Here is a 12,968-nt window from a genome sequence, read left to right on the forward strand (position 1 = left end):
TTTCTGGATGAGCAGCCTGCTCATCATATTTATGCAGTAATTGAGATCCCCTCTTCACCGTATTAACCGATGCGAAAAGGACAACAAGGGGGCGAATGCGAGGCGCGCGTATGACACGCAACCCCCGTCGCCACGCTCTTTCTGTGCCCGTGCGCAGCGGTTCGGAAGTGGGGTTCCCGCAGAGCCTGGGGGAGGTTCACGATATGTTGTACGATAAATCCCTTGAGAGGGATAACTGTGGTTTCGGCCTGATCGCCCACATAGAAGGCGAACCTAGCCACAAGGTAGTGCGTACTGCAATACACGCACTGGCCCGCATGCAGCACCGTGGCGCGATTCTCGCCGATGGTAAAACCGGTGACGGTTGCGGCTTGCTGTTACAAAAACCGGATCGCTTTTTTCGCATCGTTGCGCAGGAGCGCGGCTGGCGTTTAGCGAAAAACTACGCCGTCGGGATGCTCTTCCTGAATAAAGATCCTGAGCTCGCCGCTGCCGCACGCCGCATCGTTGAAGAAGAGCTGCAACGCGAAACGTTGTCGATTGTGGGCTGGCGTGATGTCCCCACTAACGAAGGCGTGCTGGGTGAAATCGCCCTCTCCTCTCTGCCACGCATTGAGCAAATTTTTGTGAACGCCCCGGCAGGCTGGCGTCCGCGCGATATGGAGCGCCGTCTGTTTATCGCCCGCCGCCGCATTGAAAAGCGTCTCGAAGCCGACAAAGACTTCTACGTCTGTAGCCTGTCGAATCTGGTCAATATTTATAAAGGTCTGTGTATGCCGGCGGATCTGCCGCGCTTTTATCTGGATCTTGCGGACCTGCGTCTGGAATCGGCCATTTGCCTGTTCCACCAGCGCTTCTCCACTAACACCGTACCGCGCTGGCCGCTGGCGCAGCCGTTCCGCTACCTGGCGCATAACGGTGAAATCAACACCATCACCGGTAACCGCCAATGGGCGCGCGCACGTACCTATAAATTCCAGACGCCGCTGATCCCTGACCTGCACGACGCCGCGCCGTTCGTCAACGAAACCGGTTCTGACTCCAGTTCGATGGATAACATGCTGGAACTCCTGCTGGCAGGCGGGATGGATATCATCCGTGCCATGCGTCTATTAGTGCCACCTGCCTGGCAGAACAACCCGGATATGGACCCGGAACTGCGCGCCTTCTTTGACTTTAACTCCATGCATATGGAGCCGTGGGATGGCCCGGCAGGCATCGTGATGTCTGACGGTCGTTTTGCCGCCTGTAACCTCGACCGTAACGGTCTGCGTCCGGCGCGCTACGTCATCACCAAAGATAAGCTCATTACTTGCGCCTCTGAAGTCGGTATCTGGGATTATCAGCCTGACGAAGTGGTCGAAAAAGGCCGCGTCGGGCCAGGCGAACTGATGGTTATCGACACCCGCAGTGGGCGTATTCTGCACTCGGCAGAAACCGATGACGATCTGAAAAGCCGCCATCCATATAAAGAGTGGATGGAGAAAAACGTCCGCCGACTGGTACCGTTTGAAGATCTGCCCGATGAAGAAGTGGGTAGCCGCGAACTGGACGACGACACACTTGCCAGCTACCAGAAACAGTTTAACTACAGCGCGGAAGAACTGGACTCCGTAATTCGCGTACTGGGCGAAAACGGTCAGGAAGCGGTCGGTTCGATGGGCGACGACACCCCATTCGCCGTGCTCTCCAGTCAGCCGCGCATTATTTACGATTACTTCCGCCAGCAATTTGCCCAAGTGACTAACCCGCCAATCGACCCGCTGCGTGAAGCGCATGTTATGTCGCTCGCCACCAGCATCGGGCGTGAAATGAACGTCTTCTGTGAAGCAGAGGGCCAGGCGCACCGTTTAAGTTTTAAATCGCCGATTCTGCTCTACTCCGATTTCAAACAGCTCACGACGATGAAAGAGGAGCACTACCGCGCAGATACACTGGATATCACCTTTGACGTCACCAAAACCACGCTCGAAGCGACGGTCAAAGAGCTGTGCGACAAAGCTGAAAAAATGGTACGTAGCGGCACCGTGTTGCTGGTGCTCTCCGACAGGAATATCGCTAAAGATCGCCTGCCGGTTCCAGCCCCGATGGCGGTTGGCGCGATCCAGACCCGTCTGGTCGAGCAAAGCCTGCGTTGCGATGCCAACATCATCGTCGAAACCGCCAGCGCCCGCGATCCGCACCATTTCGCCGTGTTGCTGGGCTTCGGTGCGACGGCTATTTATCCGTACCTTGCCTATGAAACGCTGGGCCGCCTGGTAGACACCCACGCGATTGCCAAAGATTATCGTACCGTGATGCTCAACTACCGTAACGGCATCAACAAAGGCTTGTACAAAATCATGTCCAAAATGGGCATCTCCACCATCGCCTCTTACCGCTGCTCGAAACTGTTTGAAGCGGTCGGTCTGCACGATGATGTCGTAGGCCTGTGCTTCCAGGGCGCGGTTAGCCGCATTGGCGGGGCGAGCTTTGAAGACTTCCAGCAGGATCTGCTGAATCTGTCGAAACGTGCCTGGCTGGCGCGCAAGCCCATCAGCCAGGGCGGCCTGCTGAAATATGTGCACGGCGGCGAATACCACGCCTACAACCCGGACGTGGTGCGCACACTGCAGCAGGCGGTACAAAGCGGCGAGTATAGCGACTATCAGGAATACGCGAAGCTGGTTAATGAGCGTCCGGCAACCACGCTACGCGATCTGCTGGCAATTACGCCGGGTGAAAACGCAGTCAACATTGCCGATGTTGAACCGGCAAGCGAACTGTTTAAACGCTTCGATACCGCTGCGATGTCTATCGGCGCGTTAAGCCCGGAAGCCCACGAGGCGCTGGCTGAAGCGATGAACAGCATCGGCGGTAACTCGAACTCCGGTGAAGGCGGCGAAGACCCGGCGCGCTATGGCACTAACAAAGTGTCGCGCATCAAGCAGGTGGCGTCCGGTCGCTTCGGCGTTACTCCGGCGTACCTGGTCAATGCCGACGTCATTCAGATTAAAGTCGCCCAGGGCGCGAAGCCGGGCGAAGGCGGTCAGTTACCGGGCGATAAAGTCACGCCTTACATCGCCAAACTGCGCTATTCGGTGCCCGGAGTGACGCTGATCTCCCCGCCGCCGCACCATGATATCTACTCTATCGAGGACTTAGCGCAGCTTATTTTCGACCTCAAGCAGGTTAACTCGAAAGCGATGATCTCCGTGAAGCTGGTTTCCGAACCGGGAGTAGGCACCATCGCGACTGGCGTGGCGAAAGCTTATGCCGATTTAATCACCATCGCAGGCTATGACGGCGGCACCGGCGCAAGTCCGCTTTCATCGGTGAAATACGCAGGCTGTCCGTGGGAGCTGGGGCTTGTTGAAACCCAACAGGCGCTGGTTGCCAACGGTTTACGTCATAAAATTCGTTTGCAGGTTGATGGCGGCCTGAAAACGGGCGTTGATATCATCAAAGCGGCGATTCTCGGCGCAGAAAGCTTCGGCTTCGGCACTGGCCCAATGGTCGCGCTCGGTTGTAAATATCTGCGAATTTGCCATCTGAACAACTGCGCCACGGGTGTAGCAACTCAGGATGACAAACTGCGTAAGAATCACTATCACGGCCTGCCGTTCAAGGTGACCAATTACTTTGAGTTTATCGCCCGTGAAACCCGCGAGCTGATGGCACAGCTGGGGGTAACGCGTCTGGTGGATCTGATTGGTCGCACCGACCTGCTGAAAGAGCTGGACGGTTTCACCGCCAAACAGCAGAAACTGGCGCTGTCGAAACTGCTGGAGACCGCTGAGCCGCATCCAGGTAAGGCGCTCTACTGTACCGAAAACAACCCGCCGTTTGATAACGGCCTGCTGAACGCACAGTTGCTGCAACAGGCAAAACCGTTTGTCGATGAGCGTCAGAGCAAAACCTTCTGGTTCGATATTCGCAACACCGACCGTTCTGTCGGCGCGTCGCTTTCAGGCTATATCGCCCAGACGCACGGCGATCAGGGTCTGGCAGCCGATCCGATCAAAGCGTACTTCAACGGCACCGCAGGCCAGAGCTTCGGTGTGTGGAACGCGGGCGGCGTGGAACTGTACCTGACCGGTGATGCCAACGACTATGTCGGTAAAGGCATGGCGGGCGGCTTAATCGCCATTCGCCCTCCGGTTGGCTCAGCCTTCCGCAGCCATGAAGCAAGTATTATCGGCAACACCTGCCTGTATGGCGCGACCGGTGGTCGTCTGTATGCCGCAGGCCGCGCGGGTGAACGTTTCGGCGTGCGGAACTCCGGTGCTATCACCGTGGTAGAAGGCATTGGCGACAATGGCTGTGAATATATGACGGGCGGTATTGTCTGTATTCTGGGTAAAACCGGCGTGAATTTCGGCGCGGGTATGACCGGAGGCTTCGCTTACGTTCTCGATGAAAGCGGCGATTTCCGCAAACGCGTTAACCCGGAACTGGTCGAGGTCTTAAGCGTTGACGATCTGGCGATCCATGAAGAGCATCTGCGCGGTCTTATCACCGAGCATGTGCAGCATACCGGTTCCCAGCGCGGTGAAGAGATTCTGGCGAACTGGTCAACCTTCGCCACGAAATTCGCGCTGGTTAAACCGAAGTCCAGTGATGTAAAAGCACTGCTGGGTCACCGTAGTCGTAGCGCAGCAGAGTTGCGCGTGCAGGCGCAGTAAGGGGTAGCAACAATGAGTCAGAATGTTTATCAATTTATCGACCTGCAGCGCGTTGATCCGCCAAAGAAACCGCTGAAGATCCGTAAAATTGAGTTTGTTGAAATTTACGAGCCGTTTTCCGAAGGCCAGGCCAAAGCGCAGGCTGACCGCTGCCTGTCGTGCGGCAACCCATACTGCGAGTGGAAATGCCCGGTACACAACTACATCCCGAACTGGCTGAAGCTCGCCAACGAGGGGCGTATTTTTGAAGCGGCGGAACTGTCGCACCAGACCAACACCCTGCCGGAAGTATGCGGACGTGTCTGCCCGCAAGACCGTCTGTGCGAAGGTTCCTGCACCCTGAACGATGAGTTTGGCGCTGTGACCATCGGCAACATTGAGCGTTATATCAACGATAAAGCGTTCGAAATGGGCTGGCGTCCGGATCTGTCCGGCGTGAAACAGACCGGTAAAAAAGTGGCGATTATCGGCGCTGGCCCGGCGGGTCTGGCGTGTGCGGATGTTCTGACGCGCAACGGCGTAAAAGCGGTCGTCTTCGACCGTCACCCGGAAATTGGCGGATTGCTGACCTTCGGTATTCCGGCTTTCAAGCTGGAAAAAGAGGTAATGACGCGCCGCCGTGAAATCTTCACCGGCATGGGTATTGAATTCAAACTCAATACCGAAGTGGGCCGCGACGTACAGCTGGACGATCTGCTGAGTGATTACGATGCCGTGTTCCTTGGCGTCGGGACTTATCAGTCAATGCGCGGCGGGCTGGAAAACGAAGACGCCGATGGCGTGTACGCAGCGCTGCCGTTCCTTATCGCCAACACCAAACAGTTAATGGGCTTTGGCGAAACCCGCGAAGAACCGTTCGTCAGCATGGAAGGCAAACGCGTGGTGGTACTTGGCGGTGGCGACACTGCGATGGACTGCGTGCGTACGTCTGTACGCCAGGGAGCGAAGCACGTTACCTGTGCCTATCGTCGTGATGAAGAGAACATGCCAGGTTCCCGCCGCGAAGTGAAAAACGCGCGAGAAGAAGGCGTAGAGTTCAAATTCAATGTCCAGCCACTGGGGATTGAAGTGAACGGTAACGGCAAAGTCAGCGGCGTAAAAATGGTACGTACCGAAATGGGCGAACCGGATGCCAAAGGCCGTCGCCGCGCGGAGATCGTGGCAGGTTCCGAACATATCGTTCCGGCAGATGCGGTGATCATGGCGTTTGGTTTCCGTCCACACAACATGGAATGGCTGGCAAAACACAGCGTCGAGCTGGATTCACAAGGCCGCATCATCGCCCCGGAAGGCAGCGACAACGCCTTCCAGACCAGTAACCCGAAAATCTTTGCTGGCGGCGATATCGTCCGTGGTTCCGATCTGGTCGTTACCGCCATCGCCGAAGGTCGCAAAGCGGCAGACGGCATTATGAACTGGCTGGAAGTTTAAGCTCTGTCCCAGCGCCGCCTCCTCAGAAAAGAGTCGGCGCTGAAATTCTCCTTTCGTTCTGGAAAGCGCCTCGCATAATCTGAAGAAAACCAATGTAATACGCACATCTGGATTGTTACCGGCAGATGCCCGGCGTATAGCTGATTCCATTATTCAACACTGCGCCATATTAAGGGACAGATAATGGAATCGCTCTCAGAAGGAACCACAGCAGGCTACCAGCAAATCCACGACGGCATTATTCATCTGGTCGATAGCGCCCGAACGGAAACGGTACGTAGCGTTAACGCGCTGATGACCGCGACATACTGGGAAATTGGCCGACGAATTGTCGAATTTGAACAAGGTGGCGAGGCCAGGGCTGCGTATGGTGCGCAGCTAATCAAGCGACTATCAAAGGATTTAAGTCTAAGGTTTAAGCGTGGGTTCTCTGCAAAAAACTTACGCCAAATGAGGCTTTTTTACCTCTTTTTTCAACATGTTGAAATTCGCCAGACAGTGTCTGGCGAATTAACACCATTGGGAATTCCGCAGACACCATCTGCAGAATTCCCATCGGCAAAGATTTGGCAGACGCTGTCTGCCAAATCTTTCCCCCTGCCCTGGTCCACTTACGTCCGTTTGCTTTCTGTTAAAAACGCTGACGCCCGCAGCTTTTATGAAAAAGAGACGCTCCGCTGTGGCTGGTCTGTTCGCCAGCTAGAGCGGCAAATTGCGACCCAATTTTATGAGCGAACACTACTGTCACATGACAAATCAGCCATGCTGCAACAACACGCTCCTGCCGAGATGCATATTCTTCCGCAACAGGCGATACGCGATCCCTTTGTGCTCGAATTTCTGGAGTTGAAAGATGAATACTCAGAATCTGATTTTGAGGAGGCGCTGATCAACCACCTGATGGATTTCATGCTGGAACTTGGGGATGATTTTGCCTTTGTTGGTCGGCAGCGAAGGTTACGCATTGATGACAACTGGTTTCGGGTCGATCTGCTGTTTTTCCACCGCCGTTTACGCTGCCTGCTAATCGTCGATCTAAAAGTGGGCAAATTTAGCTATAGCGATGCCGGACAGATGAATATGTATCTCAACTACGCCAAAGAGCACTGGACGCTACCGGATGAAAATCCGCCCATCGGTCTGGTTCTCTGTGCAGAGAAAGGAGCCGGAGAAGCACATTATGCTCTGGCAGGTTTGCCTAACACCGTTCTGGCGAGCGAATATAAGATGCAACTACCTGATGAAAAACGACTCGCGGATGAACTCGTTCGAACACAGGCGGTGCTAGAGGAAGGCTATAGACGCCGATAATTTCAGCAATTTCGAATTCTGCAGACAGTGTCTGCAGAATCTTTAAAACGAACTAAGTTTTAAGCCATTAAATCAGCCTTAACCTTCACTACCACCTTTTTAATCTCACCAGGTTCGCCGACAACGCATCCCGGCTTATGCGGTTCTCCAGGCATAAACACGGCAAACATTCCCGGTTTTAAGATGATGGTTTGCTCGTTCTCAATGGCGCTGCAAAGCTGGTAATCATCCTCATGGTGGAACTCTTCACACTGACGCGCAGTGCCTGCCGTGCCAAACAGAATCCGTTCCTCACCGTTTAATAACAGCTGGATATCAATGTATTGCTCGTGCAGCTCCGCTTTTTTCTCAACGGGCGATTGAGTGTTAAACGTCATGACATTCATAAAGATATTGTCGCCCTGTAATTCGTAACGACCCGGCGCTTTTTCTTGCGGTCTGGCAGCTAAGGCTAGTGTTAACGCGTCCTGTAACGCAGGATGTAATCCGGCAGACGGTAATGACTGTACTTCACCCATCATCATAATTTTTCTCCCTGGGCCAACAGCGCAGCCCCAAGTAAACCTGCATCATGGCGGTAGTGCGCCGCCAGTAAATCAACATGAAATGCCGCTGGCTCCTGTGCCAGATACGTTTCCACCAACGCCAGATACCCTTCTGCCAGACCAACGCTGCCACCGACCACCACGCACTGGCAATCAGTTGTGGCTTTAATATCAGCGATCAGCCTTGCCAGCACATGCGCGGAGCGGTGAATCAGTTGCTGCGCCTGCTCATCGCCCTGCCCGGCGTGCGTGAAAATAGTTTTCGCATTCGCACCAGCCAACTCCCCCTGCGCTGCCGCTGCAATGCCGCGACCAGAAGCAATCGCCTCCACGCAACCTGTGCGTCCACAGCCGCAGACTGGACCATGCGGATCGGCAAGCGTATGCCCGATATGCCCCGCCAGACCGCCAGGGCCGGTAAGCAGTTTGCCGCCGCTCACTACACCGCCGCCGACGCCAGTGGAAACGGTGATAAACACCATCTCGGTTATATCGCCTTCCAGCGCCTGATACTCCGCCCATGCTGCGGCCTGCGCGTCGTTAATGGCAATGGTCGGCAAATCGGTAAGCTGCTCCAGTGTTTTGACTAACGGAAAGTGTAGCAATCCACCAAGATTATGCGGATTTAGCGCCAGCAAGCTGCCGTCGCGAATAATTCCGGTTGAAGCGATAGCAACCCTCTGCGCATGAGCTTGCAACGGAGAGACTAATGCGGATAAGGCATCACGCAAGGCTTCTGGTGTCTGGCTGGCTGGCGTAGGAAGCTCACGACGATCGCGGATCTGCCCGTCAGCGCCAATCAGCGCGGCGGCAAGTTTAGTACCGCCGATATCAATCGCCAGTGTGGTCATAGCACCGCCTTTTTCATCGCTGTGTTGTACCACTGACAAATGTGTTCAAGACGCGTTATGGCAGAACCGACCGTCACCGCCCACGCGCCGTGGCGCATCGCATCTGCCGCCTGAGCAGGCGTGTTGTAACGCCCTTCGGCAATCACCCGACATCCGGCGTCGCTCAACGTTTTCACCAGCGCCAGATCCGGCTCTTCTGGCGTTTCAGGCGTGGTATAGCCAGAAAGCGTAGTGCCAATAATTTCGGCTCCCAGCTTTTGGCATGCCAGGCCGTCTTCCGGCGTGGAACAGTCGGTCATCGCCAGTAAACCGTGATGGTGAATACGTGCCAGCAACGTTTCAACAGGCACCGGACGCGGACGATCGGTGCCGTCAATGGCGATAATGTCCGCGCCTGCCTGCGCCAGCGCATCGACATCTTCAATATAGGCCGTGATGCGTACCGGAGAATCCTCCAGATCGCGTTTCACAATCCCGATAATCGGCACACTCACCACCGCACGCGTGGCTTGCAGATTTGCCACACCTTCAATGCGAATGGCGACCGCACCCGCCTGCTCTGCAGCTAATGCCATGGCGGCGACGATTTCGGGTTTATCGAGCGGGCTGTCCGGAACCGGCTGGCAGGAGACAATCAGGCCACCGTTAGCAGCGATTTTTTGATCCAGTTGTGCAAGTAACGACATACATCTTCCCTTAGCGAAAGGCCCGGTACAGAGACCGGGCAACAGGATTAACTTTTGGTTTTGACTAAATCGTTTTTGGCGCGGCCAAATGGCACGGCACCGCTAAATGGTTTGCCGTCGATAGCGTCATGAGTACGCAATGCTTCCGGGCGCAGCCAACGCTGAACGCGGGAAGGCATATCCAGACCAATCAGCAGGATCACCACAAATGTCAGACTGAACGAGAGCGATGCCAGCGCAGTACCCAGATCCAGACGTTGAGCGATCAACGCGCCGATGATTGGGGCCAGTGCACCGCCCAATGCGCCGACGTTGTAGGTAAAGCCCAGGCCCGCTGCACGCTGGTCGGTATCGAAATAACCGCCAATCAGTTTCGGTAAGATCCCGGCGATCCCTTGTCCAAGCATTTGCTGGAAGAACAGTAACAGACCGAGCACCCAGACGTTTGCGCCGCCAATCGCAAATACTGGAATAATCAGTAGCTGCGAGGCCAGCAGACTACAAACGTACGCTTTGCGGGTTCCCAGCCAGTCACCGAGGAAGCCACCGACGCAGCACCCCACCGCCGCGCCAAAGCCACTAAAGAACAGCACATTGGCGACAGTATGCGGGTTATAAGCCAGATCGGTTTTCAGATACGTTGGCAGCAGTGCCTGAATCGGCCATGAATAGAGGAAAGCAAACAACACGACCACCATCAGCATTACGCCCGTTGGCCAGCGTTTGCCCGTACTCTGTACCATAAAGCTGATAAAGATTGCGGCGCATAACAGCCCGAGAACAGCGACGATTGCGGCATTTTGCAGGTTACCGGCGAAGCAGAACCACAGCGCAGTAGCCGCCGCCAGTGTCATTACGATATTGGCAATGCGATGTTCACCACGGTAGAGAATATCTACCATCGTGCGTACTGGTGCTTTACCAGCATGTTTCTCTTTCCAGTCTTCCGCTTCCGGGATGTTTTTACGCAGCCAGAGAGCAAAGATGATTGGCAAAATGCCGATAAAGAACAGCGCACGCCAGCCCCAGACCGGAACCACCAGGCTATAGACCTGAGCGGCAACGACGGCCCCCACAGAGAAGCCGGAAATCAGAAAACCACTGGCTTTATTACGCAGATGTTTTGGCCAGCTTTCAATGACATAGGTGGCGCTGGAACCGTATTCACCCGCCATCCCCATGCCGATGACCAGACGAGCGATAAACATGGTGATGTAGCCTGGCGCAAAGCCGCAGGCCAGCGTCCCGGCCGAGAAGAGAACGATGCTGGTGACCATTGCCAGACGACGCCCGTAGCGGTCACCCATAGCGCCGAGCATCAGGCCGCCGAACCAGCGAGAGATAAAGGCTGCGGAGATCAGACTTGCCGCCTGCACCGTCGTCAGCCCGAATTCACCTTGTACTTCGGTGAGTACCAGGGCGATTAAAACGAAATCAAAACCGTCAAGCAGATATCCCAACCAGGCAGCGGAAAATGCCCGCCATTGTGCACGATTGAGATGGCGATACCACGGGATATTCTGGGTTGTAGTACTCATTGTGAGTCTCCCGCGGTGGGCGATGCCCACACGCTTTGGTATGAAAATTGTAGGGTACAGATGCGTTTATTTCCCCTCACCCGGTAGGGGCGAGCGAGGGGAAACAACTCACCCGCGCTCTTGCATCAACTGCTGGGCCAGCGCTTTCAGTTCTGGCAGATATTTTTCATCTACCGGACCAAACGGTTTGCGGCACAGCGGCACAGAAACGACATCCATATAATGCAGGACCGTTTTCAGGCCGCGGAATACGCCCGTTTTGATCAGTAAATCAATGACTTTATTACATTCGGTTTGCAGCTTCTGCGCGGTCTGGATATCGCCTTCTTTCAGCGCCTTCACAATCCCCTGATAACGCCAGCCCATAATGTTGTAGGTACTACCGATACCACCATCAGCGCCCGCCAGAAGACCAGAGGCGAAGATTTCGTCGTAACCGTTATAGAGCACCAGATCAGGATGTTCACGACGGATCTGTTCCATCTGATAGAGATCGCCAGAGGTCTGTTTCAGCGCGCCGACACCAGGCAGCGTAACCAGGGTGTTGATCTGATCCAGGGTTAGTTTTACCCCGCTCAGGGCAGGAATGTTGTACACCACCATCGGCAACCCATCCGCCGAATCAATAATTGCCCGATAGTGATCGCAGTGTTCTTCAAAGCTGAAAGGATAGTAGAACGGCGTGACGGCGGAGACGGCATCGAAGCCATAACGTTTAGCCGATGCCGCAAGTTGTTGGCTTTCAGCAGTGCTGACGCAACCAACGTGGGCGATGAGTTTAATCTTGCCTTTCGCCTCTTCGGCGACGATTTCCAGTACCTGTTCACGCTCGGAAAGGCTTTGTACAAAGGCTTCGCCGGTAGAACCACCCACGTATAAACCGTCGATGCCCTGCTGAATATTGAACTGAACCAGGCGACGCAGACTCGCTTTATCCAGTGCTTGTTGTTGGTCAAAAGGAGTCAGGAGTGCGGCCATTACGCCACGTAAATTCGTTGCCATAAATACCTCTGAAGTGATGCTTGTCTGATAAACGATATACCTTTATACCTGTTATACCAGATCAATTAAGCAACACCCCATACAGAAAGCTTATAATGCGATCTGCTTCACTAAAGTGGCATTATTTCTTTTTGTTGGTGGTCTGACCGAAGGCGTGCCAGGTAGCAGAGACGCTGTTGAGATGCGATTGCAACGCGCGATCGGCTTCATCGGGATCGTGGCGGCGGATCGCGTCAACGATCGCAATATGCTGTTGATAGCTAACGTTATTATGCTCGTGCAGAGCCTGATCAGCCACGGTTGGACGTGCGGCGATCAGCCAGTCGAGCAGGGCAACGTGGATCGCCATGAAGATTGGGTTACCGGGGATCTCCGCCAGCACGCGGTGGAAATCAACGTCTGAACGAATGAATGCCGCGTTGTTATCAAGCGACTGACTGTTGATTTCCAGTGCTTTTGCCAGCAAATCGATTTGCTCATCGGTGGCGTGTTCAGCCGCATAGCGCACCAGGCTGGATTCAAAGAACAGACGTAATTGTTCGAAATGGGCAATCCCGCCAGGATGAGAAAGGAAATCTTTCGCCATGCCGGAAAGCTCGCCGATGATGGTGTCCGCAGAAGGACGTGAGACGCGAGCGCGTTCGCCGTTGTTTATTTGCACCAGACCTTTACGTTTTAACGCTGCCAGCGCTTCACGCACCGAAGGACGCCCGACATTAAAGAACGCCATCAGTTCGCGTTCAGACGGTAATTGTTCACCTTCGCCAAATTCACGACGGCGGATCATCTGTTCCAGCTCTTCTTCCACCATTTCGGAGAGTTTTTTACGCGCCAGCGGGCGGCTACGCAAGTTGCGACCAATTGCAGGTGAAGAATCTTCGGTTTGCGAATCAAATGCGTTCATAAGGCCCATTCTGTAAGGTCAGTGTGATTAACATCA

At 54.7% G+C, this 12,968-nt stretch carries 9 protein-coding genes; 3 read left to right on the forward strand and 6 right to left on the reverse strand.

Annotated features, from left to right (window positions below):
* The first annotated feature begins 203 nt into the window (after positions 1 to 203).
* The 3 genes from gltB (at position 204) to ACJHXB_RS03200 (ending at position 7,406) form a co-directional block, all read left to right on the forward strand.
* Positions 204 to 4,664 carry a glutamate synthase large subunit gene (gltB, locus tag ACJHXB_RS03190; RefSeq protein WP_032159278.1) on the forward strand — a complete coding sequence of 1,487 codons (4,461 nt, stop codon included), beginning with the start codon at positions 204 to 206 and terminating at the stop codon, positions 4,662 to 4,664.
* 12 nt (positions 4,665 to 4,676) lie between these two features.
* Complete coding sequence (gltD, locus tag ACJHXB_RS03195; RefSeq protein ID WP_000081646.1) at positions 4,677 to 6,095, forward strand: glutamate synthase subunit GltD; 1,419 nt, start codon at positions 4,677 to 4,679, stop codon at positions 6,093 to 6,095.
* Positions 6,096 to 6,278: 183 nt separating this feature from the next.
* On the forward strand, positions 6,279 to 7,406 hold the full coding sequence (locus ACJHXB_RS03200) for a YhcG family protein (RefSeq protein ID WP_000445119.1): 1,128 nt from the start codon (positions 6,279 to 6,281) through the stop codon (positions 7,404 to 7,406).
* Positions 7,407 to 7,465: 59 nt separating this feature from the next.
* Here ACJHXB_RS03200 and nanQ read toward each other — a convergent pair whose 3' ends face one another.
* From nanQ to nanR, 6 genes are all read right to left on the reverse strand, one after another.
* Positions 7,466 to 7,930 (reverse strand): N-acetylneuraminate anomerase, encoded by a 465-nt coding sequence (gene nanQ, locus ACJHXB_RS03205; protein ID WP_000979889.1) that lies wholly within the window; start codon positions 7,928 to 7,930, stop codon positions 7,466 to 7,468.
* Positions 7,927 to 8,802: an N-acetylmannosamine kinase gene (gene nanK / locus ACJHXB_RS03210; protein ID WP_001559999.1), complete on the reverse strand. Its 876-nt coding sequence runs from the start codon at positions 8,800 to 8,802 to the stop codon at positions 7,927 to 7,929. Before nanK ends, nanQ begins: the two co-directional genes overlap by 4 nt.
* Positions 8,799 to 9,488, reverse strand: a complete 690-nt coding sequence (locus ACJHXB_RS03215) for an N-acetylmannosamine-6-phosphate 2-epimerase (RefSeq protein ID WP_000054239.1) — start codon at positions 9,486 to 9,488, stop codon at positions 8,799 to 8,801. Before ACJHXB_RS03215 ends, nanK begins: the two co-directional genes overlap by 4 nt.
* A 47-nt stretch (positions 9,489 to 9,535) precedes the next feature.
* Positions 9,536 to 11,026, reverse strand: a complete 1,491-nt coding sequence (nanT, locus tag ACJHXB_RS03220) for a sialic acid transporter NanT (RefSeq protein WP_000108458.1) — start codon at positions 11,024 to 11,026, stop codon at positions 9,536 to 9,538.
* A 108-nt stretch (positions 11,027 to 11,134) separates the two neighbouring features.
* A complete protein-coding gene (gene nanA / locus ACJHXB_RS03225) occupies positions 11,135 to 12,028 on the reverse strand; it encodes an N-acetylneuraminate lyase (RefSeq protein ID WP_000224714.1) in 894 nt (297 codons plus the stop codon).
* A gap of 121 nt (positions 12,029 to 12,149) precedes the next feature.
* Positions 12,150 to 12,941, reverse strand: a complete 792-nt coding sequence (nanR, locus tag ACJHXB_RS03230; RefSeq protein WP_000523844.1) for a transcriptional regulator NanR — start codon at positions 12,939 to 12,941, stop codon at positions 12,150 to 12,152.
* Positions 12,942 to 12,968 lie beyond the last annotated feature (27 nt).

Source organism: Escherichia sp. WS3227_2, assembly GCF_046486495.1.
Lineage (GTDB): Bacteria > Pseudomonadota > Gammaproteobacteria > Enterobacterales > Enterobacteriaceae > Escherichia > Escherichia coli.

Coding starts and splice junctions, on each gene's coding strand:
- gltB (WP_032159278.1), top strand. CDS start 204: ATGTTGTACGATAAATCCCTTGAGAGGGATAACTGTGGTTTCGGCCTG.
- gltD (WP_000081646.1), top strand. CDS start 4,677: ATGAGTCAGAATGTTTATCAATTTATCGACCTGCAGCGCGTTGATCCG.
- ACJHXB_RS03200 (WP_000445119.1), top strand. CDS start 6,279: ATGGAATCGCTCTCAGAAGGAACCACAGCAGGCTACCAGCAAATCCAC.
- nanQ (WP_000979889.1), bottom strand. CDS start 7,930: ATGATGATGGGTGAAGTACAGTCATTACCGTCTGCCGGATTACATCCT.
- nanK (WP_001559999.1), bottom strand. CDS start 8,802: ATGACCACACTGGCGATTGATATCGGCGGTACTAAACTTGCCGCCGCG.
- ACJHXB_RS03215 (WP_000054239.1), bottom strand. CDS start 9,488: ATGTCGTTACTTGCACAACTGGATCAAAAAATCGCTGCTAACGGTGGC.
- nanT (WP_000108458.1), bottom strand. CDS start 11,026: ATGAGTACTACAACCCAGAATATCCCGTGGTATCGCCATCTCAATCGT.
- nanA (WP_000224714.1), bottom strand. CDS start 12,028: ATGGCAACGAATTTACGTGGCGTAATGGCCGCACTCCTGACTCCTTTT.
- nanR (WP_000523844.1), bottom strand. CDS start 12,941: ATGGGCCTTATGAACGCATTTGATTCGCAAACCGAAGATTCTTCACCT.